The organism is Brevundimonas fluminis, assembly GCF_003934285.1.
In the GTDB taxonomy this organism is placed as follows: domain Bacteria; phylum Pseudomonadota; class Alphaproteobacteria; order Caulobacterales; family Caulobacteraceae; genus Brevundimonas; species Brevundimonas fluminis.
On record NZ_RQWJ01000004.1, the window covers coordinates 153,514 to 177,767 of the forward strand.

Genomic DNA, 24,254 nt, shown 5'->3' on the forward strand with positions numbered 1-24,254 from the left:
CGAATGCGCGATCCGATCGACCTGATGAACATGAACCTGGTCCCCATGGTGGTGGAGCAGTCCAGCCGGGGCGAGCGGGCCTTCGACATCTTCTCGCGTCTGCTGCGCGAGCGGATCATCTTCCTGACCGGACCGTTCGAGGACGGCATGGCCAGCCTGATCTGCGCCCAGTTGCTGTTCCTGGAGTCGGAGAACCCGAAGAAGGAGATCAGCATGTACATCAACAGCCCCGGCGGTCAGGTGTCGTCGGCGCTCGCGATCTACGACACCATGCAGTACATCAAGAGCCCGGTCTCGACGGTGGTGATGGGGATGGCGGCGTCGGCGGGCTCGCTGATCCTGACGGCCGGCGCCGCGGGCCAGCGGGTGGCGCTGCCGAACGCGCGCATCATGGTGCACCAGCCCTCGGGCGGGTTCCGCGGCCAGGCCTCGGACATCGAGCGCCACGCCGAGGACATCCGCTACACCAAGCGCCGCCTGAACGAGATCTACGTCCATCACACCGGTCGGACCTATGAAGAGGTCGAGAAGACGCTGGACCGCGACCACTTCATGTCGGCCGAGGAGGCCAAGGCCTGGGGCATCGTCGACCACGTCTACGACCGTCGCGAACAGGCCGACGGCGACGGCGTGAAGACCGTCTGACGCAGTTGACGAACGGGCCGCCCGCGCGCCTCATGCGTGTGGGAGGCCCACCATGCGCAATACGATCATCGCCGGACTTGCCGGCGCCGTTCTGGCTCTGTCGGTCACGGCAGCGGCGGCCCAGCAGTCCGATGAGGTCTATCGCGTCGAGGATCTGGTCGTCGAAGGTCGGCGTCTGGATCAGGCTGCGCGGGCCTTCGTCGACGAGGTGGCGGCCCCGGCGGGGGACCGGGGCGCGGCCCGCTGGGACGACGGCGTTTGCGTGGGCGCCGCCAATTTCACGCCGGAGGTGGCGCAGTACCTGGTCGACCACGTGTCCGACCTGGTCCGTTCGCTGGGCCTGCGCGCCCACGAGCCGCCGTGCCACCCGTCCGTCCTGATCATCGGCACGACCGACGGGGCCGGGTTCGCGCGGGAACTGGTGTCGCGCCGGCCGAAGCTGTTCATCGTCGGCGGTTCGGGCATGGATCGGGGCCGCGACGATCTGGCGGCCTTCCAGACCGGAGACGCGCCGGTGCGCTGGTGGCACGTCAGCGTGCCGGTCGACGACGAGACGGGGCAGATCGCGGTGCGGCTTCCCGGAATGCACAGCATACGGCCCTCCACCGAGCCGAACCGGCTGATGGAGGAGCATCACGCCCCGCAGGTCCGGCGGAACTTCGCGTCGCGGCTGCGGGAGCCGCTGCGGGATGTGATGAAGCGGTCGTTCGTCATCGTCGACGTGGACCAGCTGGGCGGCGCGACCCTGGAGCAGCTGGCCGACTACGTCGGCTTCGTCGCGCTGGCCCAGGTGGATCCCGACGCGGACCTGCGCCGGTTCGACTCCATCCTGAACCTGTTCGAACCGGAGGGGAGGGGCGTTCCCGGCCTGTCGCCGTGGGACGCGGCCTATCTGGAGGGGCTCTACGCGGTGCGGCACGGCCATGTGGGCCGCAACGCCCAGGCGTCGGCCCTGAGCCGCGCCATCCTCGACGCCTACACCGCGGGGGCCGAGGACCGCTGAGGACCGTCAGGGCCGGCCGGTGAAGACGCGGAACCCCGCCACGTCCGCGATCCGCAGCATTTCGCGGTCGCCCGAGGTGTCGCCGTAGGCCGCGGCCAGACGCAGGTCGGGGCCGAAGACGGCGTTGAGACGACGCACCTTCTCCTCGCCGCGGCAGTTGGGCGTGGCGAAGGCGCCGGCGACCCGGTCCCGGCCGTCGAAGGCCAGCCGGGTGCCCAGCAGCATCTCCGCGCCGAGGCGTCGGGCGAAGGGGGCGACGGTCAGGTCGGGGCTGGCCGTGACGATGACCCGCCGGGCCCCGCGCTCACCCCAGTCGTTCCATGTCCGGACGGCGTCGGGGCGCATGAAGCGATCCCAGACCTCGGCGGCGAAGTCCTCGGCGTCGCGCTCCAGATCCTGTTTCGGGACGCCGAGCAGAAAGCGCCGCACGGAGGCGGCCTTCAGCGCGCCGCGGTCCCGATCGCGAACATAGGCGGCCAGATCCGGCGTCATCCGGGCCAGACCGGCGGCCCAGCCGCGCCGGCCCGCCCGCCAACGCAGGAAGGCGGTGAAGCTGTCACGGACCGTCAGGGTGCCGTCGAAGTCGAAGGCCACGACGGGGCGCCCCTCGACCGACTGGCGCGTTCCTTGCTCCGTCCCCATGTCAGACATTCGCCACCGTGATCCCGCATGCCATCCTGATCGCCCTTCCTTCCGAGTCGGCCCCTTCGCGGGGGTTGTGACCCGGTTCGGGATGGGTGATTGTCATTTTTTGAAGACCTTCGCGCCCATCGTTCGGGAATCAAACGCGCAGGAGACGCGTTGAGTCCCAAGCGGGACGGACGCGAGAGTGAGAAGGGTCGATGACCAAAGCCGCCGGAACCGACGCCAAGAGCACGCTCTACTGCAGCTTCTGCGGCAAGAGCCAGCACGAGGTGCGCAAGCTGATCGCCGGACCGACCGTGTTCATCTGCGACGAGTGCGTCGAGCTGTGCATGGACATCATCCGCGAGGAGCACAAGATCGGCTTCGTGAAGGCCAAGGACGGCGTTCCGACGCCGAAGGAGATCCGCGAGGTCCTCGACGACTACGTGATCGGCCAGGCCCACGCCAAGAAGGTGCTGAGCGTCGCGGTCCACAACCACTACAAGCGTCTGAACCACGCGACGAAGTCCAACGACGTCGAACTGGCCAAGTCGAACATCATGCTGATCGGGCCGACCGGCTCGGGCAAGACGCTGCTGGCGCAGACGCTGGCGCGCATCATCGACGTGCCCTTCACCATGGCCGACGCCACGACGCTGACCGAGGCCGGCTACGTCGGCGAGGACGTCGAGAACATCATCCTGAAGCTGCTGCAGGCCAGCGACTACAACGTCGAGCGGGCGCAGCGCGGCATCGTCTACATCGACGAGATCGACAAGATTTCGCGCAAGTCGGACAACCCGTCGATCACGCGCGACGTGTCCGGCGAGGGCGTGCAGCAGGCGCTTCTGAAGATCATGGAGGGCACCGTCGCCTCGGTGCCCCCGCAGGGCGGCCGCAAGCATCCGCAGCAGGAGTTCCTGCAGGTCGACACGGCCAACATCCTGTTCATCGTCGGCGGCGCCTTCGCGGGGCTGGAGAAGGTGATCTCGGCGCGCGGCGAGGGGGCCTCGATCGGCTTCGGCGCCAAGGTCAAGGAAGTGGACGAGCGCCGCACGGGCGACATCCTGAAGCAGGTCGAGCCGGACGACCTGATGCGCTTCGGCCTGATCCCGGAATTCATCGGCCGTCTGCCGGTGCTGGCCACGCTGGAGGATCTGGACGAGGTCGCCCTGGTCAAGATCCTGACCGAGCCCAAGAACGCCCTCGTCAAGCAGTACAAGCGCCTGTTCGAGATGGAGAACGTCGAGCTGACGTTCACCGACGACGCCCTGTCGGCGGTCGCCAAGAAGGCGATCACCCGCAAGACCGGCGCGCGCGGCCTGCGGTCGATCCTGGAAGGCATCCTTCTGGAGACCATGTTCGAGCTGCCGACCTTCGAGGGGGTCGAGGAGGTCGTGGTCAACGCCGAGGTGATCGAGGGCAAGGCGCAGCCGCTGCTGATCTATTCCGAGGCCGGCAAGAAGAAGGCCGACGGCGCGGCCTGACGCCCGCGGACTTGTGAGACGGACGACGGCGGCGCTAGAAGCGTCGCCATGAAACAATCCGTGAAGCTGATCGCCGGGAACTGGAAGATGAACGGGCTGTCCGCCTCTCTGGCGGAGGCCAAGGCCCTGCGAGAGGCGTTGGACGGCGAACCGTCGGCGCACCGGGTCGCCCTTTGTCCGCCCGCGACCCTGATCGCGCAGATGGCCTGGGCGCTGAGAGGCGGGGCGGTTGAGATCGGCGGGCAGGACTGTCATGCGAAGGCTTCGGGGGCGTTCACGGGCTCGGTGTCTGCGCCCATGCTCAAGGACGCCGGCGCGGGCCTGGTGATCGTCGGCCATTCCGAGCGGCGCCAGGGATTCGGAGAGACCGACGCCGACGTCGCGGCCAAGACCGAGGCGGCGATCGCCGCGGGGCTGGAGCCGATCGTCTGCGTCGGGGAGACGCTGGATCAGCGCGAGGCCGGCAAGGCGGTCGAGGTGGTGCGGGCGCAGGTGCTGGGCTCGCTGCCGGATTCTGCGGGAACGGCGGCCTTCGCCGTCGCCTACGAGCCCGTCTGGGCCATAGGCACGGGCCTGACGCCGACCCTTGAACAGATCGAGGAGGTGCACCGCGCGGTGCGCGCCGCCATGGTCGAGAGGCTGGGGCAGGGCGGCGAGACCGCTCCCATCCTGTACGGCGGCTCGGTCAAGCCGGACAATGCCCGGGACATCCTGGCCGTGCCGGAAGTGGGCGGGGCGCTGGTCGGCGGGGCGTCGCTGAAGGCTGCGGATTTCCTGGGGATCGTCCGCGCGGCGTGATCCGTTTGCCGCAGGTCGACAAGGGTGCTAACAGCCCCCGCTTGATCGGCGCACCCCTGCGCCACATCTGAATGCGGCCATGCTCCAGACCATTCTCCTCGTCGCCATGATCCTGATCTCGCTGTCGCTGACGGCGGTGGTGCTGCTGCAGCGCTCCGAGGGCGGCGCCCTCGGCATGGGCGGGGGGCCGTCGGGCATGATGACGGCGCGCGGCGCGGGCAACCTGCTGACCACGACGACGTGGTGGCTGGCCGCGCTGGGCATCATCTGCGCCATCAGCCTGACGATCGTCGGCAACATGAGCCGCGGCACGGGCTCGATCATCGACGCCGACGCCGTGGGCGCCCTGGCCGCGCCGACGGCCCCGGCCGCGGAAGCGGGCGTCGAGGGCGCCCCGGCCGCCGCCGCGACCCCGGCCGCGCCGTCCGCCACGCCGTCGCTGGGCGATCTGGAAGCCGATCTGGCCGCTCCGGCCCCGGCCACCACGCCGGCCAACCCGGCCCCGGCCAACTGAGAGTGAACGGGGAGATTCATCCCCGCCTTCCTCTCCCGCCCTCAAAGTCTCCGCCGCCCGGCGGACCGAATCAGCAGTAGGTTGGTCCCCCGTGGCCAGGTATGTCTTCATCACGGGCGGCGTGGTTTCTTCCCTCGGGAAGGGGCTCGCTTCGGCGGCGCTGGGCGCCCTTTTGCAGGCGCGCGGATACAAGGTCCGCCTGCGCAAGCTCGATCCCTATCTGAACGTGGATCCGGGCACGATGAGCCCGTATCAGCACGGCGAGGTCTTCGTCACCGACGACGGCGCCGAGACCGATCTCGACCTGGGCCACTATGAGCGGTTCACCGGCGTGTCGGCGGCGAAGTCCGACAACATCACCACGGGCCGGATCTACCAGACGATTCTGGAGAAGGAGCGCCGCGGGGACTACCTCGGCGCGACCGTGCAGGTCATTCCGCACGTCACCGACCAGATCAAGCAGTTCTGCCTGTCCAAGGCCCTGACCGACGACGGCCAGGACGTCGACTTCGTGCTCGTCGAGATCGGCGGCACCGTCGGCGACATCGAGGGCCTGCCGTTCTTCGAGGCCATCCGCCAGCTGGGGCAGGACCTGCCGCGCGGACAGTCGTGCTTCGTGCACCTGACGCTCCTGCCGTTCATCCCGACGGCCGGCGAGATGAAGACCAAGCCGACGCAGCATTCCGTGAAGGAGCTGCGGTCGATCGGCATCCAGCCCGACATCCTGCTGTGCCGCTGCGAATACCCGATCCCGCCGGAGGAAAAGCGGAAGATCGGCCTGTTCTGCAACGTGCGCGAAAGCGGCGTCATCCAGGCCATGGACTCGGCCGACATCTACGCCGTGCCGCTGGACTATCACCGCGAGGGGCTGGACCGGGAAGTGCTGGCGCACTTCGGCCTGACCGACGCGCCGGAGCCTGACCTGACCGGGTGGGGGGAGATCGTCGACCGTCGCCTGCGCCCCGACGGCGAGGTGACCGTGGCCGTGGTCGGCAAGTACACGGTGTTGAAGGACGCCTACAAATCCCTGATCGAGGCGTTGCACCACGGCGGCGTGGCGAACCGGGTCAAGGTCAACATCGACTGGGTCGAATCCGAGACCTTCGAGGGCGATCGCGAAGCCTGCAACGCGCGCCTTCAGGGCGCCCACGCCATCCTGGTGCCCGGCGGCTTTGGCGAGCGGGGCTCTGAGGGCAAGATCGAGGCGGCGCGGTTCGCGCGCGAGAACGCCATCCCCTATTTCGGCATCTGCTTCGGCATGCAGATGGCGGTGATCGAGGCGGCGCGGAACCTGGCCGGCTTCCCCAGGGCCTCCTCGACGGAGTTCGGCCCGACGGACGAGCCCGTGGTCGGCCTGATGACCGAGTGGACCCAGGGCAACGAGCGGGTCCAGCGCATGGCCGGGGGAGACCTGGGCGGGACGATGCGATTGGGCGCCTATGACTCGGTGCTGAAGCCGGGGTCGAAGATCGCCGAGGCCTACGGCGCCACGACCATCAGCGAGCGGCACCGCCACCGCTATGAGGTCAACATCAACTATCGCGAGGCGATCGAGGCGAAGGGGCTGGTGTTCGCCGGCCTGTCGCCGGACGGCGTGCTGCCCGAGACGGTGGAGCGGACGGACCATCCCTGGTTCATCGGCGTGCAGTACCACCCGGAGCTGAAGAGCCGGCCGTTCGCGCCGCATCCCCTGTTCGCCAGCTTCATCGGCGCGGCGGTCGTGCAGAGCCGCCTGGTTTAGGGCGGAACGGAACGGCGGGACGGCTTGGCCGTTTCAGCTCGACCATTCACCCGAGGAGGCCCAGATGGCCCGTTCGATCCTGACCCTGGCCGCCGTCGGCGGCGCCGCCCTGATGGCCGCCGCGTGCCAGCCCGCCGCCGAGGAACCGGCCGAAACCACGACCGTGGTCGAGACGCCCGCGCCGGTCGTCGTCGAGAAGCAGGCGCCGCCGGTGGTCGTCGAAACCCCGGCGCCTCCGGTGGTCGTCGAGCGCGAGGGCGACAGCACCACGGTGCGCGCCGGCCGCGACGGCATCGAGGTCGAGACGACCAACCGCTGATCGCCCCGGCAAAATGAAGAAGGCCCCGGGCGGTTCCCCGCCCGGGGCCTTCCTTTCATGGACCCAGCCGCCGATCAGCAGCTGTAGTACATGTCGAACTCGACGGGGTGGGGATGCAGCTGGAGGCGCATCACCTCCTCCATCTTCAGCTCGATGTAGCTGTCGATGAAGTCGTCGTCCATGACGCCGCCCTTCTTGAGGAAGGCGCGGTCCTTGTCGAGATTCTCGAGCGCCTCGCGCAGCGAGCCGCAGACCTCGGGGATGTTGCCGCGTTCTTCGGGCGGCAGGTCGTAGAGGTTCTTGTCGGCGGCGGCGCCCGGATCGATCCGGTTCTCGATGCCGTCGAGCCCCGCCATCAGCAGGGCGACGAAAGTCAGATAGGGGTTGCCCATCGGGTCCGGGAAACGCGCCTCGATGCGCTTGGCCTTCGGCGAGTTGACCCAGGGGATGCGGATCGAGGCCGATCGGTTGCGGGCCGAATAGGCCAGCTTCACGGGGGCTTCATAGCCGGGCACCAGCCGCTTGTAGGAGTTGGTGGTGGAGTTGGCGAAGGCGTTGATGGCCTTGGCGTGCTTGATGATGCCGCCGATGTACCACAGGCACATGTCCGACAGGCCGGCGTATTTGTCGCCGGCGAACAGCGGCTTGCCGTCGCGCCAGATCGACTGGTGCACGTGCATGCCCGAGCCGTTGTCGCCGAAGGTCGGCTTGGCCATGAAGGTGGCCGACTTGCCGTAGGCGGCGGCGACGTTGTGGATGACGTATTTGTAGAGCTGCAGGCGGTCGGCCATGGTCAGCAGGTCGCTGAACTTCAGGCCGAGCTCGTGCTGGGCCGGCGCGACCTCGTGGTGGTGCTTCTCGGGCTGCATGCCCAGATCGCGCATGACGGACAGCATCTCGCCGCGCAGGTCCTGGGCGCTGTCGGTCGGATTGACCGGGAAGTAGCCGCCCTTGTGCGTCGGCCGATGGCCCATGTTGCCTTCGGAGTATTCGGCGCCCGTGTTGGCCGGCAGCTCGATGGAGTCGTAGGCGTAGCCGGTCTCGTGCGGGGCGGTGGACCAGCGCACGTCGTCGAAGATGAAGAACTCGGCTTCCGGCCCGAAGAAGACCGTGTCGCCGACGCCCGAGGACTGGACGTACGCCAGCGCCTTCTTGGCCATCGAGCGGCTGTCGCGGTTATAGGGCTCGCCGGTGTCGGGGTTCAGCACGTCGCAGAACAGGAACAGCGTCGTCTGTTGGTAGAAGGGGTCGATCCAGAAGCCGTTCAGGTCCGGCTTCAGCAGCATGTCGGACTCGTTGATGGCCTTCCAGCCCGCGATCGACGACCCGTCGAACATCGTGCCGTCCTCGAGGAATTCCTCGTCGACCAGATCGACGTCGAACGTGACGTGCTGCATCCGGCCCTTGGTGTCGGTGAAGCGGAGGTCGACGTACTGGACGTCCTTGTCCTTGATCTCCGCGAGGATCTTCTTCGCGCTCATTCTCTCGATGTCCGTTTCTTGGGGGAGGAGGAAAGGAAACGGCCGCCCGGGGGCGGCCGCGACGGGAGGTGATCAGACGGCCTGGGGACCCGTCTCGCCGGTTCGGATGCGGATGACGTCGGACACGTCCGACACGAAGATCTTGCCGTCGCCGATCTTGCCGGTCTTCGCCGCGGCGATGATCGCGTCAATCACGGCCTGGGCCATGTCGTCGGGCACGACCACCTCTATCTTGATCTTGGGCAGGAAGTCGATGACGTATTCGGCGCCGCGATAGAGCTCGGAATGGCCCTTTTGACGGCCGTATCCCTTCGCCTCGAGCACGGTCATGCCCTGGACGCCGACGTCCTGAAGGGCCTCCTTCACCTCGTCGAGCTTGAAGGGTTTGATGATCGCTTCGATCTTCTTCATGGTGTCCCCGAGGCGGCGAAAAGCGCCCACGCGTCGGGCGCGCATGGGACAGTGCATTGCAGCATATGGCAAGCGACTTTTGGCTCCTGTTCCCATCCGTGATCGGAATTTCGGAATGGAAGTGAACGGACCCGCCCTGTGGGACGCGCAGTTCCCGTGGCCGGCGGAGGACGCGCACAAGCACTCGCGCGGGCGGCTGGGCGTGGTGTCAGGGCCGGCGCACCGGACCGGGGCGGCGCGACTGGCGGCGCGCGCGGGTCTGAGGGTCGGGGCGGGGCTGGTGCGCGTGCTCTGCCCGCCGTCGGCGACCGGCGTGCTGGCCGCGTCGCTGGAGGCGGTGATGGTCGATCCGTTCGACGGGCCTTCGGCGCTGCGACGGCTGGCGGAACCGCTGGACGCGGCGGTGATCGGCCCGGCGACGGGCGTGGACGAGGGCACCGTCGAGGCGCTGGACGTGCTGGCGGAAAGCGGCGCGGCGCTGGTGGTGGACGCGGACGCGCTGACCGTTTTCGAAGGGCGATCGGAGACGCTGTTCGCCCATCTGGACAGGGACGACGTGCTGACGCCGCACGAGGGCGAGTTCGAACGGGTGTTTCCCGGCCTGCTGGCGGAGGGCCGCGGGACGGCCGCCGCGGCGGCGGCGCGGCGGGCGAACGCCATCGTGCTGCTGAAGGGACGCGAAACCCTGATCGCCGCGCCGGACGGACGGCTGGCCATCAATCCGCCGGCCCCGGCATGGCTGGCGACGGCGGGGTCCGGCGACGTCCTGGCGGGCCTGATCGGGGGACTGCTGGCCCAGCGGATGCCCAGTTTCGAGGCGGCCTGCTGTGCGGCGTGGATGCACGCCCGGGCGGCGGCGCTGCATGGGCCGGGGTTGATCGCCGAGGACCTGCCTGAGTTGATCCCGGAAGTGCTGGGGGATCTCTACGGGATCAGGCCAGACCGGCCTTCTTCAGCGTCTTCCAGGCCTTTATGACGCGTTGAAGGCGGGCCTCCGCGCCGCGGTCGCCGCCATTGGTGTCGGGGTGGAAGCGCTTCAGCAGCAGATGATACTGGGCCTTCACGGCCTTCTTGTCGGCGCCGGGCTCCAGATCGAGGTCGGCTAGGGCGGTGCGTTCCAGCTTTCCGATGCGTCGGTCCTCGGCCGCCGGGCCGGTCTGCGGGTTCACCTTGCGGCCGAACAGGCCGAAGGCGTCGCGCCAGGAGCCGCCGCCGTCGCCGTTCGACGTGCCGAATTTGGCGGCGAAGGCGGCGGCCTCGCGGCTCTTGGGGCCGGCCTTCATCTCCCAGGTCGGGCGGCCGCCCGTCATGGCCTCGTTCTCCTGCGCCGCGCGGATCTCGCCCTCGCTCATGCCGGCGTAGAAGTTCCAGCCCTTGTTGTATTCGGCGGCGTGCCCCTGACAGAAGTCATAGAAGTCGTTCAGCCGCTCGCGCGACTTCGGCGCGCGGGCCGTGGCGGCGCGGCGGCAGTCGGGCCACTGGCACGGCTTTTCACCCGGCTTCAGGTGCAGGACGTCGGCGGCCGCGGCCTCTTCCTCGGGCTTTGGCGGCTTCACCCGGATGTCGGTGAAGCGGGGCCTGTATTGAAACGCGGCGGGCATGGACCGAAGTGTAGGGTCGAATTGGTCCGCATCAAGGAAGCGCCATGCCGGAAGGCCCCATCGCCACGGAAATTCGTCGGAAGCTGACGGCGGCCCTGACGCCCGAGCGGCTGGAGATCGAGGACGACAGCTGGCGCCACGCCGGCCACCACCATGAGGGCGGCATGGACGCGCAGCCGGGCGGCGAGAGCCATTTCAACCTGCTGGTGGTGGCGTCGGCCTTCGAGGGGCAGGGCCGTCTGGCGCGGCAGAGGGCGGTCAACGCGCTTTTGGCGAGCGAGATGGCGGGCCCCGTGCATGCCCTGTCGATCCGGGCCCTGACTCCGGCGGAAGCCGGGGATCTGCCGTAGCGGCGTTCACCTCGTCTTAGAACCTTCAACAATAGCCTCCGCCGCGGTGAGGGTAAGGCAGGGGGCCGGCGTTTTGGTCGAATCGGACGCACACGGCGAAACGCAGGCTCCGGGCGAGGCCGCCGCGGCGCTTCGGGCGATCCTGCAGACCCAGTACCTGCGCTATCTGATCATCGGGGCCTGGGCTCTGGGCCTGTTCTCGATCCTGGATCCCCTGCTGGCCGGCGCATGGTTCGCGGCCACCATCGGCGCGGGCGCGGTGCGCGGCGAGTTCGAACGCCGCATCAGCCAGCGCGTCGGCACGGGCTGGGGCATGATCTTCCCGGCCGTGGCCACGGCGACGACCGCGGTCTGGGCGGTGGCGCCGCTGCTGGCGTGGTTCTCCGGCGCGATGTTCGGCCAGTCCATGGCGATGATGCTGCTGGTGTCCGGCTATGTGCTGGTCTTCTCCCAGCTGCGCGCGTCGCCGCGGCAGGCGATGGTGATTTCGTCCCCGTATGGACTGGTGGCCCTGATCATCGCGGGGAGCCTGTGGGGCACCGAGGGCTTCATCCCGTTCCTTGCCTCGATCCCGTTCGCAGCCGCGGGCCTGTTCGTCCTGGTCACCATGACCATGCTGCGCGAGGAGCGCATCCGCGCCTTCCAGGCCCATCAGGCGCACCTGATCGAGGAGCTTGAGGCCGCGCGCGACAAGGCCAACGCGGCCAATGACGCCAAGTCGAACTTCCTGGGCGTGATCTCGCACGAGCTGCGGACGCCGATGAACGGCGTGCTGGGCGCGGCCCAGTTGCTGAGCGCGACGCGGCTGGAGCCGACGCAGCGTGAGTATCTGTCGATCATCCGGACGTCGGGCGACAATCTGCTGAGCCTGCTGAACGACATTCTGGACATGACCAAGATCGAGGCCGGCAAGATGACGTTCGACGTCGTCGACGTCTCGGTCGAGGATCTGCACCGTCGGGTGGTGGGCCCGTTCCAGGCCCAGGCCGAAGCCAAGGGGCTGGACTTCGAGGCGCGCTTCGAAGGCGAGACCCCGGCAGTCGTGCGCGGCGATCCGCTGCGCGTCTGTCAGGTGATCCACAACCTGCTGTCCAACGCCGTGAAATTCACCGACGTGGGCAAGGTCAGCTACGTGGTGCGGTCCACCCGCGTCTCCGACGCCCGGGTGAAGTTCGACTTCGAGGTCCGCGACAGCGGCGCCGGCATCGCCGAGGCCGACGTGCAGCGGCTGTTCCAGCCCTTCACCCAGGTGGACGCCTCCTCGACCCGCCGGTTCGGCGGAACGGGGCTGGGTCTGACGATTTCCCGCCGCCTCGCCAACATCATGGACGGCGACATCGCCCTGAAGTCGAAACTGGGCGAGGGATCGACCTTCACCTTCACCGTCGAGGCCGACGTGGTGGAATGGGAAGCTGCGGCCCCGGCCCAGACGGTCGAGGCGGACGAGGAGGCCGGCGGCAGCCTGAACGTGCTGGTGGTCGAGGACCATCCGGTGAACCGCATGATCCTGGAAGCCTGGATGAGCTCGGCCGGACATGCCTCGGCCAGCGCCGAGAACGGCCAGATCGCGGTCGACATGACGCAGGATCAGGCCTTCGACCTGATCATCATGGACGTGAACATGCCCGTGATGGACGGGCTGAGCGCGACCCGCGCGATCCGCGCCGGCGGAGGGGCCAACGCCGAGACGCCGATCGTGGTGCTGTCGGCCTCGGCGCGCATCGAAGACCACGAGGCGGGCATCGAGGCGGGAGCCGACGCCTACCTGAACAAGCCGATCGACTTCGCCGCCCTGGCGCGGGTCATGGGCGCCGTGGGACAGGGGCGCCCGGGCGTGCGCGCCATGGACGAGTTGGTGCGACCGACCATGGCAGCCGCCTGACGGGGGTCGCGCCGCAGCGACCTCGTCCCTAGATCGAGGGCATGCGGGCCTTCGCCGAGCTTCTGGACCGACTTTCGCTGACGGCGTCGCGCAATGCGAAGCTGACGTTGCTCCGCGACTATCTGCGGGCCACGCCGGATCCGGATCGCGGCTGGGCGCTGGCGGCCATCACTGGGGATCTGAGCTTCGACGCGGCCAAGCCGGCGATGATCCGCGCCGCAGTGGAGCGGCGCGTGGATGCGCTGCTGTTCCGCTGGTCCTACGACTACGTCGGTGATCTGGCCGAGACGGTGGCGCTGATCTGGCCGGCCGATCCGACGCGGCGGGCGAATCGCGAGCCGCAGCTTTCCGAGGTCGTCGAGACCCTGAAGACGGCGGGCCGCGCGGAGGTTCCGGCCCTGATCGAGCGGTGGATGGACGATCTGGCGCCCAAGGGCCGCTGGGCGCTGCTGAAGCTCATGACCGGCGCCCTGCGCGTCGGGATGTCGGCGCGCCTGGCCAAGACGGCGGCGGCGCGCTCGGCGCCCGACGACGACCCGCGCGGCATCGACGCCTCGGACGTCGAGGAGTTGTGGCAAGGCCTCGAGGCGCCCTACGGCGACCTGTTCGCCTGGCTGGAGGGCCGGTCCGAGCGGCCGGCGGCGGACGCGCCGGGCCGGTTCCGCCCCGTGATGCTCTCGGTCGCCCTGGACGAGGCCGTCGACCTGCCGCGCGTCACGCCCGAGGACTGGGTCGCGGAGTGGAAGTGGGACGGCATCCGCGTGCAGGCGGTGCGCGAGGCCGGGGTGGCGCGCCTGTGGTCCCGCACCGGCGACGAGATCTCGCGGGCGTTTCCGGATTTGATGGCGGCGCTGGAGTTCGACGGCGCCGTCGACGGTGAACTGGTCGTGCTGCGAGATGGTCTGGTGGCGCCGTTCGGGGATCTGCAGCAGCGGCTTAACCGGAAAACGGTCGATCCGAAGCTGGTCGCCAGCCATCCGGCGGCGTTGATCGCCTATGATCTGCTGGCCGAGGCTGGCGAGGATCTGCGGCCCCTGCCGCTGGTCGAGCGACGGGCGAGGTTGGCGCGGCTGGTGGATCGCGTCGGGTCAGACCGGATGATCCTGTCGCCGGACGTGGTCTTCGCCGACGTGGCGCACCTGACGGCGCTGAGGGCCGACCCGCCGGTGGGCGCCTCGGCCGAGGGCCTGATGTTGAAACGCCGGGACAGCGCCTACGTCGCCGGTCGGCCAAAGGGGCCGTGGTTCAAGTGGAAGCGCGATCCGCACGTGATCGACGCAGTGCTGATGTATGCCCAGCGGGGCTCTGGCAAGCGGTCCAGCTTCTACTCCGACTACACCTTCGGGGTCTGGACCGAGGAAGGAACGCTGGCGCCCGTCGGCAAGGCCTACTTCGGCTTCACCGACGAGGAACTGAAGCAGCTCGACAAGTTCGTGCGCGACAACACGGTGGAGCGGTTCGGGCCGGTGCGGTCGGTGAAGGCGAGCCGCGAGCACGGCCTGGTGCTGGAGATCGCCTTCGAGGGTCTGCAGCGGTCGAGCCGACACCGGTCGGGCGTCGCCATGCGCTTTCCGAGGGTCAGCCGCATCCGTTGGGACAAGCCGCCTGCGGAGGCGGACACCCTGGGCGACGTTCTGGCCCTACTGACGGCGCTGGAGCGCGAAGGCGGAAGATTGGCGGCAGCTGCGCCGTGAACCCGAATCGTCCGTCGGCATTACGTCGGACATGGAACTTTCGATCTCACATCGACGGTTGGCGGTCGCGGCGGGCGTGGGCGTGATCGCCCTGGGCCTGGCCGCGGGAGCGGCGGTGCTGACGCCGTCCGGGTCGGCGGAAGCGAAGGGCGAGGCGCTGAAGATCGCGCTGTTCACGCCGCCTGCTCCGAAGATCGATCCGGGCGAAACCATGGAGGTCGGCGAGCTGACCGACGGGTACGTTCACCGCCCTGCGCCGCGTCCCGAACCGATCGAGTGGGTCGAGTTCGACGAGGGTTGGTGGGACGTGGACGATCAGGAGCCGCCGCAGCAGGTCGCGCATGCGCCGACGGTGGAACCCATCCCGGTGCGACCTGCGCCGCCCGAGCGGTCGGGCGGCGACGCCATGGGCTTCGGCTTCGACTCCCGCGAGCAGGCCGAGAGGCGCGTGATGCGCTCGGCGCCGCCGGAACGGCGACCGATGCCGCAAGGGGCCGAGGCTCCGCCGCGCGTGATGGTTTCGGGCGAGCGTCAGGCCGTCTTCTACTGATCCCGGGGTTCCATTGCCGGCCCGAGGCGCTAGACCCTAGGCCATGGCTTCCCTTCCCGAACTGGTGACCGGCGCCGTCGCGGCCGGAGAACGCGCGACCGCCGTCGATGCGGCCATGGTCGCCAAGCTGACCGACATGGCGGGCGACTTCGCGGTCAACCTGCTGGTCGCCGTGCTGATCCTCGCTGTGACGGTGGGGGCCGGAAAGTGGGCCGGTCGCGCCGTGCGTCGCGCGGCGGGTCGGGTGCGCGGCCTCAAGCACGATCCGACGGTGGTCAGCTTCATCGCCCAGGTCGTGCGCGTCGGCGTCTACCTGATCGGATTCATCGCCATCCTGCAGCGCCTCGGCGTGCAGACGACCTCGATCATCGCCGTGCTGGGCGCGGCCTCGCTGGCGGTGGGTCTGGCGCTGCAGGGGACGCTGGCCAACGTCGCGGCGGGCGTCGTCCTGCTGATCCTCCGACCCTACCGCGTCGGGGACGTGATCGAGGTGGGCGGAGCGTCGGGATCGGTCCAGCGACTGGACCTGTTCGTCACCCAGATCTCGAACGCCAACAATCACAAGATCGTCGTGCCCAACGGCAAGGTGCTGGGGGACGTCATCGTCAACCTGTCGGGGCAGGGGACCCGCCGGATCGAGATCCACTTCACGGTCGGCTACGGCTCGAACCTGAAGCAGGCGCGGCACGTGATCGCGACGACGGCGGCGGCGCACGAAAGGGTGCTGCCCGACCCGGCGCCGTGGGCGGGCGTGACCGGGCTGCTGGACAGTTCGGTGCAGATATCGCTGCACGCCTGGGTGAAGTCCGAGGACTGGTGGCACACGCAGTCGGAGCTGTACGAGCAGGTCAAGGTGGCGCTGGACGCGGCGGGCGTCGAGATCCCTTTCCCGCACCAGGTCCAGATGGACTACGCCCCGCCGCCCGCCGGCCCGGATCCGCAGACGCCCTTCCCGCAGCCGCCGGAGCCGGGGCCCCCGCCGAAGCCGCGCGCGAAGCGCGGCCCGAAACTGCCGCACCTGAGGAAGGCGTGACCATGCGTTTCGATTTCGCCTCCGACAACGTGGCCGGCATGGCGCCCGAGGCGCTGGAAGCGCTGGCCCGGCACAACGACGGCTTCGCGCGCGCCTATGGCGGCGACGATCCGGCGGCGCTGGCGGCCGACCTGATCCGCCGGAAGCTGGACGCCGACGTGGAGGTCCGGTTCGTGTTCAGCGGCACGGCGGCCAACGCCATCTCCCTGTCGATGCTGGCCTTCCCCTTCGAGGCGGTGCTGGCGCACCACGCGGCCCACGTGTGCACCGACGAGACGGGCGCGCCGGGGTTCTTCGGCCAGGGCGTGGGGCTGATCGGCCTGCCCGGACATTCCGGCAAGATCGACCCGCTCGCCCTCGAGGCCGCCCTGGCCGAACCGGACATGGGGCATCGTCAGCCGGCGGCGGCGCTGTCGCTGACGCAGGCGACCGAGTACGGCGCGGTTTATGCCGAAAAGGAGCTCGCGGAACTGGTCGCCCCCGCGAAGGCCAAGGGCCTGGGCGTGCACCTGGACGGGGCGCGGCTGGCCAATGCGGCGGCGGCGGGATTCGACCTGACCGCCATCGGACGCATGGGCGTCGACGTCCTGGTCATGGGCGGAGCCAAGGCGGGCGGCCTGTGCACCGAGGCGCTGGTGATGTTCGACCGGTCGCTGGCGCGGCGGGTCGACAACCGCCTGAAGCAGGCGGGCCAGATGGCGTCGAAGGGGCGGTTCCTGAGCGCCCCCTTCCTCGGCCTGCTGGAGACCGGGGCATGGGAGCGGCACGCGACGCACGCCAACGCCATGGCCGCGCGGCTGGCGGAGGGAGTCGAGGGCGGGACCCCCTATGTCCTCGCCCATCCCGTGGACGCGAACGCCGTCTTCGTCCGGATGCCGGCCGAGGCGCATGCGCGGCTGAACGCCGCCGGCTGGGCCTGCCACAGATTCGACGACGGCTCCGTGCGGCTGGTCTGCTCCTGGGCGACGACCCCCGAGGCGGTGGACGAGATCGTCGAGGCGATGACCCGGCTGGCCTAAACGCTTTGCGCGCGGCGCGACGCGGGCCATATGAACTCCATGGCGATGCGCGGCGAGCGCTCCGGCCGCCGTCGCGCCGACCCTGCGGTCAAGGCGCTGGGCGCGGAGCCGATCAATCCGGAAGACAAGCCCATCGGCGCCTGGACGGCGCTGAGGGATCTGGCGGGCGTGGTGGGACGGTCGGGCGCGCCGCAACTGCACGCCCGCGTCGCGGGCGCGCTCGGCCTGACGCTGGCGGGCAAGGGGTTGGGGGTGCTGGCGCCGCTGGCGCTGGGCGCGGCGGTGAACCGGCTGGCGGAGGGCCAGTCGACGGGCGCGACGGTCGGGCTGTCCTTCATGGCGCTGGCGATCGGCTGGGCGCTGATCCGGTTCCTGTCTTCGGCGACGCCGCAGTTGTCGGACGTGGTGTTCGCCCCGGTGCGGGCCGCCGCCCAGCGCAAGACGGCCGCGGAGACCTTCGCGCACGCCCTGAACCTGTCGCTGGACTTCCACCAGACCAAGCGGTCCGGCGCCCTGTCGCGGACCATGGACCGGGGATCGCGGGCCGTGGACTTCCTGCTGAGGATCATCGCCTTCAACCTGGGGCCGACGGTGGTGGAGCTGGTGCTGGCCGCGGCCGTCCTGGGCGGGCTGTACGACTGGCGGTTCGGGGCGCTGGCGATCGCGGTGGTCGCGATCTACGCCGTGGTCACCTTCGGCATGGCCAACTGGCGGCTGGAACACCGGCGGGCGATGAACGCCGCCGACACCGAGGCCGCCGGCCTCTCGGTGGACGCCCTGCTGAACTACGAGACGGTCAAGTCGTTCGGGGCCGAACGGCGCGCGGCCGAGAGCTATGATCGGGCGCTGGAGACCTACGTCTCGGCCGCGCTGAAGGCCAATGGGTCGCTGGCGGCGCTGAACCTGATCCAGGCCGCGATCATGAACGTCGGTCTGGGCGTCATGGCGGTCATGGCGGGGTTCGAGGCTGCGGCCGGTCGGATGGGGCCGGGCGACGTGACGGCGGCCGTGCTGATCCTGATCAGCCTGTACCAGCCGCTGAACATCCTTGGCTTCGCCTATCGGGAAATCCGTCAGTCTTTCATTGACATGGAGGAGATGCTGAAGGTGACGCGTCAGACGCCGCAGGTGGCCGACGCGGCCGACGCCCGCCACCTGCCGCGTCCCGCCGACGCGCGGGGGGCGTCGCTGGCCTTCGAAGGCGTGGGCTACCGCCACGACGCGCGGGCGAACGGGCTGGAAGACGTCGACTTCACCGCCGCGCCGGGCACCACGACCGCCCTCGTCGGGCCGTCGGGTTCCGGAAAGTCCACGATCGTCAAACTCGCCCTGCGCCTGCTGGATCCGCAGGTCGGACGGGTGCTGATCGACGGGCAGGACGCCCGCGAGGTGACGCAGGAAAGCCTGCGCCGGGCGGTCGCCCTGGTGCCGCAGGACGTGGCGCTGTTCAACGACAGCATCCGGGCCAACATCGCCTTCGCCCGTCCGGACGCGGACGAGGCGGCGATCTGGGAGGCCGCGGAGGCGGCGGAGCTTGCGGACTTCATCCGCGCCCTGCCGAACGGCATGGACACCAAGGTGGGCGAGCGGGGACTGAAGCTGTCGGGCGGGGAGCGTCAGCGCGTCGGCATCGCCCGGGCCCTGCTGGCCGACCCCTGCATCCTGATCCTGGACGAGGCCACCAGCGCACTGGACAGCCGGACCGAGGCGGCCATCCAGAAGACGCTGCGCAAGGCGCGGGCGGGGCGGACCACGCTGGTCGTGGCGCACCGGCTGTCGACGGTGGCCGACGCGGACCAGATCCTGGTGCTGAAGGCCGGGCGGGTGGTCGAGCGCGGCGCCCACCACGAGCTGGTGGCGCGCGTCGGCGGCGAGTATGCGGCCCTGTGGCGCAAGCAGACGCGGGGCGCGCGGACCCGGACCGCAGGCGAGGCCTAGGCCATTTTGGAGGCGATCAGCCGATCCAGATGCGCCTTGACCGCGGCCCGTGCCGGGGCTTCCCGGTCCAGCTTCAGCATCATGCCCAGGGAGGTCGAATAGACCTTGGGCACGCGCCAGTCGAACGGATGCTCCGGAGAGGCGGCGTCGATCAGATCGCACAGGCCGCGCGCGACTTCGCAGACGTCGTCGAGATCGAAGGGGCCCGCGGCGTCGATCATCATGGTGCAGGCGATGTAGAGACGGTTCAGCGCGTCGTCCTCATCCGCTCCGGCAGAGGTCTCCGGCGGCACGATCTCCGCCAGCAGCTCGGCCTGCCGGGCGACCTCGGCGAGGCTCGGCGGCTTCAGCGCCTCAAGGTTGGCGTTGGCCGCCGCGAGCGCCCGCAGGACGCTGATTCCGCCGGCGGCGTCGATCATGGAGCCGAGACGCGACTTGCGGCGGGCGTGGGTGATGACGGCCATGCTAGGCCTTCTCCGCGCGTTCGGCTTCGAGCTGGGCCAGACGGAGGCGGTCGGAGCGCCGCTCGACGTCGGGTGGTTCGTCGCGGAACCGACGGTCGGGCCCGAAGTAGTCGCCGACTTCCAGGAAGGGCCGCTCGTCCCTGGCCACCCAGACGATGCGTTCCAGCAGGTTCTTCGCGCTGAAGGGCTTGGTGATGATGAAGTTGGCGCCGCAGTCGCGGGCGTCCAGCACGCGGGAACGCCGGACGTGCGCGGCCGTCATGATCACGGGGACGAAGGCGTTGGGCTGGTTCTTCGTGCGACGCAGCCAGCGGACCAGCTCATAGCCGTCCATGTCCGGCATGTCGCAGTCGACCACCAGCAGGTCGATCGGCGTCTCGTTGAGAATCTCGACCGCGTCGGTCGGACGGGTGATCGCGTGCCGGGTGCGGATTCCGAAGCCGAGCAGGCAGGCCGTCGTCAGCTGGAGCGAGAAGTTGGAGTCGTCGACGACCATGGTCGCCGCGCTGGACAGGTTCACGACGGCGGTGTCGCGCAGTCCATCCATACTCAAGCCCCACTGAACGCCGGTACGCGATGTAACCGGTTTCCTCGAGGAGTGAGGCACGACTCATGAGCGAACGGTTAATCGCGTTCGCTCAACCCAGACGACCTATGGCGTAGAAGCGTTCGGCGCGGCCGCGACGCACGGCTTCCGGCGTGAGGCCGGACAGGGCCGCCAGCTCTTCGGCCAGGACCTCGCCGACGTTCGCGATCGCCCGATCCCGGTCGGTGTGAGCGCCGCCGACCGGCTCGTCGATGACCCGGTCCACGATCTTCAGTCCGATCAGGTCGGGCGCGGTGATCTTCATGGCCATGGCGGCGTCCTTCGCTCGCGCGCCGTCGCGCCAAAGGATCCCGGCGGCGCCTTCCGGCGAGATGACCGAATAGATCGAGTGCTCGAGCATGAGGACGCGGCTGGCCGCGGCGATGGCGATGGCGCCGCCCGAACCGCCTTCGCCGGTGATGACGGCGATGGAAGGCACGCCGAGCGTGAGGCCGCGCTCGGTCGAGCGGGCGATGGCCTCGGCCTGGCCGCGCTCTTCGGCGCCCAGGCCCGGATAGGCGCCGGCGGTGTCGACGAAGCTGATGACCGGCAGGCCGAAGCGGTCGGCGAGGTCCATCAGCCGGGCGGCCTTGCGATAGCCCTCGGGCCGGGCCATGCCGAAATTATGGGTCAGGCGGGTGGCCGTGTCGTGGCCCTTCTCCTGGCCCATGACGACGACCGGATCGCCGTTGAACCGGGCCAGACCGCCGAGAATCGCCTGGTCGTCCCCGAATTGACGGTCGCCGCGCAACTCCACGAAGTCCTCGAACAGGCCGGCGACGTAGTCGACGAAGTGGGGCCGGTTCGGGTGGCGCGCGACCTGGGTCTTCATCCACGGGTCGAGAGAGGCGTAGGTCTTCCGGCGCAACTGGTCCGCCTTCTTGCGCAGGCCCTCGATCTCCGAATCGAAGGAACCGGCCGAGGCGGAGGCGGAGAGGAGCGACAGCTCCTCGATCTTGGCCTCCAGGTCGGCGATCGGCTTTTCGAAGTCGAGGTAGTGGGCGGCCATCGGGAGATCCGGGCGACGGGGCGTGCAAGCCCCTGCGAAAGGCGGCGGAAACTAGTCAGGTCGGTCGTGCGGGGCAAGCCGGGTCAAGCTCGGCCCCTCCGTCCCAACGGGTGGCGGGTGCGGACGGTTTCGGCGAGCGCGTCCTGGGTGACGTGGGTGTAGATCTGGGTCGTGCCGACGTCGGCGTGGCCCAGCAGGGTCTGGACGACGCGGAGGTCTGCGCCGCCTTCCAGCAGATGGGTGGCGAAGGCGTGGCGCAGAACGTGCGGACTGACGCGCGCTGCGTCGATGCCGGCCTCGATCGCCGCCTGATCCAGCAGCTGGGCGAAGCGGCGCGGCGTCAGGCGGCCCGAGCGGGCGGAGGACGAGGGGAACAGCCAGGGCGATTCCGGCGCCTCCGGCTCATGCGCCGCGTCGCGGGCGGCCAGCCAGGCGGCCACGGCGGCGCGGGCCGAGGCGTTCAGCGGAGCCAGCCGCTCCTTCCCGCCCTTGCCGCGCACGATCAGGTGGGTGGGGTCTCGCCGCACGGCCTCGACCCGCAGGGCCAGCAGTTCCGACACGCGCATGCCCGAGGCGTAGGCCAGCTCGATCAGGGCCCTGAGGCGCAGGGCGGACGCGCCGTCGCGGCGTTCGACGGCCGCAAGCAGGCGCGCCACCTCGTCACGGGACAGGACGCGGGGCAGGGGGCGGCCGCGCCTCGGGGCGTCCAGCCGCGCCGACGGATCGTCCGCGCGCCAGCCTTCGGACAGGGCGAAGCGACAGAACTGGCGCACCGCGGAGCGGCGTCGCGACTGGGTCGCGGGCGACAGGCCCCGGGCGGCGAGACCTGCGTACCAGGCCTCGACCTGCTCCCGCGTGGCCGTCATCAGGCCTCCGGCCCCCGCCTCGGCGTCGGCGAGGTCGCGGGCGTAGGCCGACAGGGTGTGGGGCGAGGCGTCCCGCTCCACCGCCATCATCTCCAGGAAGGCCTCGATCTGGGGCGTCATGGTGTTATGGACGAGGGTTCCATGTCGAAGCCCGCAGACCCCGCGATTCCGTCGATAGACCGCACCATAGCCCTGGTCGGCCTGATGGGCGTGGGCAAATCGACGGTGGGCCGGCGACTGGCAAAACGGCTGGCGCGGGAGTTCGTGGACGCGGACGCCGAGATCGAAGCCGCGGCGGCCATGACGGTGTCCGACATCTTCGCCCGCCTGGGCGAGCCGGAGTTCCGGGCGGGGGAGGCGCGGGTCATCCGTCGGCTCTTGGACGGGGCGCCCAAGGTGCTGGCCACGGGCGGCGGCGCGATGCTGAACGCGGACACGCGCGCCTTGCTGAAGGCGCGGGCCGTCACGGTGTGGCTGAGGGCCGACCTGGACGTGATCGCGACGCGGGTGGCGCGACGGGACACCCGGCCGCTGCTGAGGGGCAAGGATCCGAAGACGACGTTGGCGGCTCTGGCGGAGGCGCGCTATCCGATCTACGCCCAGGCCGACCTCACGGTGGACGTCGGCGCCGGATCGCACGCCCAGGCGGTCGAGGCGGTCGTGGCCGGGCTGAAGGCCTGGTCGGCGCGAAAGGACGAAAGATGACGCGCACGGTCCGGGTCGAGGGGCGGGGCTTCGCCGGCTACGACGTCGTGATCGGCGACGGCCTGATCGCCCACGCGGGACGGCGCGTCGCGGAGCTGGGCTTTCACAGCGTCTTCGTCGTGGCGGATGCGACCGTGGACGCTCTGCATGGAAACCGGCTGCGGGCCGGTCTGACGGCCGCCGACGTCCGCCACGCCGGCATTCGCGTGCCCCCCGGCGAGGCCAGCAAGAGCTTCGACGGGTTGCGCACGGTGCTGTCCGCGCTGGCGGACGCGGGCGTGGATCGAAAGGGCGCGGTCATCGCGCTCGGCGGCGGCGTGACCGGCGATCTGGCCGGGCTGGCGGCGGCGCTGTGGATGCGGGGGGTGGCCCTGATCCAGCTTCCGACCACGCTGCTGGCGCAGGTGGACTCGTCGGTCGGCGGCAAGACGGCGATCGACCTGCCGCAGGGGAAGAATCTGGTCGGGGCCTTCCACCAGCCGCGGCTGGTCCTGGCGGACATGGACGCGCTGGCGACCCTGCCGCCGCGGCAGCTGCGTTCGGGCTGGGCCGAGGCGCTGAAGCACGGCCTGATCTGCGACCCGGCCTATTTCGACTCCCTGACGGGACCGGACGCGGCGGGGGCCGGCGGAGACCGCGCCGCGCTGGCCCGCGTCGTGGCGCGGTCGGTGGAGATCAAGGCGGACGTCGTCGGGCAGGACGAGAAGGAGGCCGGCGCGCGGGCCCTGCTGAACCTGGGTCACACCTTCGGCCACGCCGTGGAGGCCGAGTTGGGCTTCGACGACGCGGTGATGACGCACGGCGAGGCCGTTGCGCTGGGGTGCTGCCTGGCGTTCCGGTTCTCGGCCGCGGAGGGTCTGTGCGACGACGCGGAGGCGCGCCGCGTCGACGCCGCATTCGCGGCGGCGGGCCTGCCGACGCGACTTCCGGAGGGGCTCTCCGCGGGCGCGCTGCTCCGACGGATGGCAGGCGACAAGAAGGCCGAAGCCGGCCGGCTGACGCTGATCCTGGCGCGAGGCGTCGGGCGCGCGTTCGTGGCGAAGGACGTCGACCCGGAGCCGGTGGCGCGTCTTCTGCGGACCGAGGGCGCCGCCTAGTCGACGGCGCGGCAGTCCGTCGGCTCGGCGTCTTCGGACGCCCAGGTGGCGAACTGGCCGCGGCCGCGCAGCTCGTGGCCGCTGGCGCGATACCAGAGCCCCTCGGGCGCCCGCTCCATGAACAGGTCGATGGCCTCTCCCATCGAGGTGCGCACCGTGGCCATCTCGCGGGCGTTGTCGAAATCGACCGACAGACGCTCGCCGTTATCGCAGAGGTACACGGCCCGGACCACGCGGTGCAGAGCGCGCTCCTGTATCTCGGCGCCGGTGCGGCGGCGCGCCGTCTGGGCGTCCAGCGCGCGCTCGCGGACGGCCTCGGCGTCGTCGGTGACGGGCGTGGGCTCGCCACAGCCGCCGAGGGCGGCAAGGGCGGCGATCAGGATCACGGACGTCGTCAGGCGCATGCGGCTTCCCCTCGGCTGGACGCCGAACGCGCC

The 24,254-nt window shown here is 70.0% G+C and carries 26 protein-coding genes; 17 read left to right on the top strand and 9 right to left on the bottom strand.

The window, feature by feature from the left end; genetic code table 11:
• Nucleotides 1–3 precede the first annotated feature (3 nt).
• Together EFJ44_RS09600 and EFJ44_RS09605 are read left to right on the top strand one after the other, a co-directional pair.
• Nucleotides 4–645 (top strand): ATP-dependent Clp protease proteolytic subunit, encoded by a 642-nt coding sequence (locus tag EFJ44_RS09600; RefSeq protein WP_125257002.1) that lies wholly within the window; start codon nt 4–6, stop codon nt 643–645.
• 52 nt (nt 646–697) lie between these two features.
• A complete protein-coding gene (locus EFJ44_RS09605; protein WP_125257003.1) occupies nt 698–1,648 on the top strand; it encodes a hypothetical protein in 951 nt (316 codons plus the stop codon).
• A 6-nt stretch (nt 1,649–1,654) separates the two neighbouring features.
• On the opposite strand, the gene EFJ44_RS09610 is transcribed toward EFJ44_RS09605, so the two are convergent.
• Nucleotides 1,655–2,299 carry an HAD-IB family hydrolase gene (locus tag EFJ44_RS09610; protein WP_125257004.1) on the bottom strand — a complete coding sequence of 215 codons (645 nt, stop codon included), beginning with the start codon at nt 2,297–2,299 and terminating at the stop codon, nt 1,655–1,657.
• A gap of 191 nt (nt 2,300–2,490) precedes the next feature.
• On the opposite strand from EFJ44_RS09610, the gene clpX reads away from it, so the two are divergent.
• The 5 genes from clpX to EFJ44_RS09635 all read left to right on the top strand — a co-directional run bounded on the left by clpX (nt 2,491) and on the right by EFJ44_RS09635 (nt 7,131).
• A complete protein-coding gene (clpX, locus tag EFJ44_RS09615; RefSeq protein ID WP_125257005.1) occupies nt 2,491–3,759 on the top strand; it encodes an ATP-dependent Clp protease ATP-binding subunit ClpX in 1,269 nt (422 codons plus the stop codon).
• A gap of 48 nt (nt 3,760–3,807) precedes the next feature.
• The gene (gene tpiA, locus EFJ44_RS09620) at nt 3,808–4,557 is read left to right on the top strand and encodes a triose-phosphate isomerase (protein ID WP_125257006.1); all 750 of its coding nucleotides are present in this window, start codon (nt 3,808–3,810) and stop codon (nt 4,555–4,557) included.
• 79 nt (nt 4,558–4,636) lie between these two features.
• A complete protein-coding gene (gene secG / locus EFJ44_RS09625) occupies nt 4,637–5,071 on the top strand; it encodes a preprotein translocase subunit SecG (RefSeq protein WP_241209744.1) in 435 nt (144 codons plus the stop codon).
• A 91-nt stretch (nt 5,072–5,162) separates the two neighbouring features.
• Complete coding sequence (locus EFJ44_RS09630; RefSeq protein ID WP_125257008.1) at nt 5,163–6,812, top strand: CTP synthase; 1,650 nt, start codon at nt 5,163–5,165, stop codon at nt 6,810–6,812.
• Nucleotides 6,813–6,876: 64 nt separating this feature from the next.
• Entirely contained in the window at nt 6,877–7,131 is a 255-nt protein-coding gene (locus EFJ44_RS09635; RefSeq protein ID WP_125257009.1) for a hypothetical protein, read from the top strand.
• 74 nt (nt 7,132–7,205) lie between these two features.
• On the opposite strand, the gene glnA is transcribed toward EFJ44_RS09635, so the two are convergent.
• Together glnA and EFJ44_RS09645 are read right to left on the bottom strand one after the other, a co-directional pair.
• A complete protein-coding gene (gene glnA, locus EFJ44_RS09640; protein WP_125257010.1) occupies nt 7,206–8,612 on the bottom strand; it encodes a type I glutamate--ammonia ligase in 1,407 nt (468 codons plus the stop codon).
• 72 nt (nt 8,613–8,684) lie between these two features.
• A complete protein-coding gene (locus tag EFJ44_RS09645) occupies nt 8,685–9,023 on the bottom strand; it encodes a P-II family nitrogen regulator (RefSeq protein WP_125257011.1) in 339 nt (112 codons plus the stop codon).
• Nucleotides 9,024–9,138: 115 nt separating this feature from the next.
• Between EFJ44_RS09645 and EFJ44_RS09650 the strand changes: the two genes are divergently transcribed.
• Nucleotides 9,139–9,999 carry an NAD(P)H-hydrate dehydratase gene (locus EFJ44_RS09650; protein ID WP_241209745.1) on the top strand — a complete coding sequence of 287 codons (861 nt, stop codon included), beginning with the start codon at nt 9,139–9,141 and terminating at the stop codon, nt 9,997–9,999.
• On the opposite strand, the gene EFJ44_RS09655 is transcribed toward EFJ44_RS09650, so the two are convergent.
• Nucleotides 9,956–10,624 (bottom strand): J domain-containing protein, encoded by a 669-nt coding sequence (locus EFJ44_RS09655; protein WP_125257013.1) that lies wholly within the window; start codon nt 10,622–10,624, stop codon nt 9,956–9,958. The two genes, EFJ44_RS09650 and EFJ44_RS09655, sit on opposite strands and share 44 nt — an antisense overlap.
• A 44-nt stretch (nt 10,625–10,668) precedes the next feature.
• Between EFJ44_RS09655 and EFJ44_RS09660 the strand changes: the two genes are divergently transcribed.
• From EFJ44_RS09660 to EFJ44_RS09690, 7 genes are all read left to right on the top strand, one after another.
• Nucleotides 10,669–10,974, top strand: a complete 306-nt coding sequence (locus EFJ44_RS09660) for a BolA family protein (protein ID WP_125257014.1) — start codon at nt 10,669–10,671, stop codon at nt 10,972–10,974.
• A gap of 73 nt (nt 10,975–11,047) precedes the next feature.
• The gene (locus EFJ44_RS09665; protein WP_125257015.1) at nt 11,048–12,856 is read left to right on the top strand and encodes a response regulator; all 1,809 of its coding nucleotides are present in this window, start codon (nt 11,048–11,050) and stop codon (nt 12,854–12,856) included.
• A gap of 41 nt (nt 12,857–12,897) precedes the next feature.
• Nucleotides 12,898–14,550 carry a cisplatin damage response ATP-dependent DNA ligase gene (locus EFJ44_RS09670; RefSeq protein ID WP_125257016.1) on the top strand — a complete coding sequence of 551 codons (1,653 nt, stop codon included), beginning with the start codon at nt 12,898–12,900 and terminating at the stop codon, nt 14,548–14,550.
• Between the two features lie 31 nt (nt 14,551–14,581).
• Nucleotides 14,582–15,100 carry a hypothetical protein gene (locus EFJ44_RS09675; protein ID WP_125257017.1) on the top strand — a complete coding sequence of 173 codons (519 nt, stop codon included), beginning with the start codon at nt 14,582–14,584 and terminating at the stop codon, nt 15,098–15,100.
• 43 nt (nt 15,101–15,143) lie between these two features.
• On the top strand, nt 15,144–16,133 hold the full coding sequence (locus EFJ44_RS09680) for a mechanosensitive ion channel family protein (RefSeq protein WP_125257018.1): 990 nt from the start codon (nt 15,144–15,146) through the stop codon (nt 16,131–16,133).
• 2 nt (nt 16,134–16,135) lie between these two features.
• A complete protein-coding gene (locus EFJ44_RS09685; RefSeq protein WP_125257019.1) occupies nt 16,136–17,152 on the top strand; it encodes a beta-eliminating lyase-related protein in 1,017 nt (338 codons plus the stop codon).
• A 45-nt stretch (nt 17,153–17,197) separates the two neighbouring features.
• A complete protein-coding gene (locus EFJ44_RS09690) occupies nt 17,198–19,090 on the top strand; it encodes an ABCB family ABC transporter ATP-binding protein/permease (RefSeq protein ID WP_125257452.1) in 1,893 nt (630 codons plus the stop codon).
• Here EFJ44_RS09690 and EFJ44_RS09695 read toward each other — a convergent pair.
• The 4 genes from EFJ44_RS09695 to EFJ44_RS09710 all read right to left on the bottom strand — a co-directional run bounded on the left by EFJ44_RS09695 (nt 19,087) and on the right by EFJ44_RS09710 (nt 22,135).
• Nucleotides 19,087–19,554: a chemotaxis protein CheE gene (locus tag EFJ44_RS09695; protein WP_125257020.1), complete on the bottom strand. Its 468-nt coding sequence runs from the start codon at nt 19,552–19,554 to the stop codon at nt 19,087–19,089. The two genes, EFJ44_RS09690 and EFJ44_RS09695, sit on opposite strands and share 4 nt — an antisense overlap.
• A 1-nt stretch (nt 19,555) precedes the next feature.
• The gene (locus EFJ44_RS09700) at nt 19,556–20,101 is read right to left on the bottom strand and encodes a response regulator (RefSeq protein ID WP_125257021.1); all 546 of its coding nucleotides are present in this window, start codon (nt 20,099–20,101) and stop codon (nt 19,556–19,558) included.
• A 91-nt stretch (nt 20,102–20,192) separates the two neighbouring features.
• The gene (locus tag EFJ44_RS09705; protein ID WP_125257022.1) at nt 20,193–21,149 is read right to left on the bottom strand and encodes an acetyl-CoA carboxylase carboxyltransferase subunit alpha; all 957 of its coding nucleotides are present in this window, start codon (nt 21,147–21,149) and stop codon (nt 20,193–20,195) included.
• 83 nt (nt 21,150–21,232) lie between these two features.
• Entirely contained in the window at nt 21,233–22,135 is a 903-nt protein-coding gene (locus EFJ44_RS09710) for a tyrosine recombinase (protein ID WP_125257023.1), read from the bottom strand.
• 21 nt (nt 22,136–22,156) lie between these two features.
• Here EFJ44_RS09710 and EFJ44_RS09715 point away from each other — a divergent pair, with 21 nt between their 5' ends.
• A complete protein-coding gene (locus EFJ44_RS09715; protein WP_125257024.1) occupies nt 22,157–22,720 on the top strand; it encodes a shikimate kinase in 564 nt (187 codons plus the stop codon).
• The gene (gene aroB, locus EFJ44_RS09720; RefSeq protein WP_125257025.1) at nt 22,717–23,817 is read left to right on the top strand and encodes a 3-dehydroquinate synthase; all 1,101 of its coding nucleotides are present in this window, start codon (nt 22,717–22,719) and stop codon (nt 23,815–23,817) included. Before EFJ44_RS09715 ends, aroB begins: the two co-directional genes overlap by 4 nt.
• On the opposite strand, the gene EFJ44_RS09725 is transcribed toward aroB, so the two are convergent.
• Nucleotides 23,814–24,221 (bottom strand): MliC family protein, encoded by a 408-nt coding sequence (locus tag EFJ44_RS09725; protein WP_125257026.1) that lies wholly within the window; start codon nt 24,219–24,221, stop codon nt 23,814–23,816. The genes aroB and EFJ44_RS09725 overlap by 4 nt on opposite strands.
• Nucleotides 24,222–24,254: the final 33 nt, after the last annotated feature.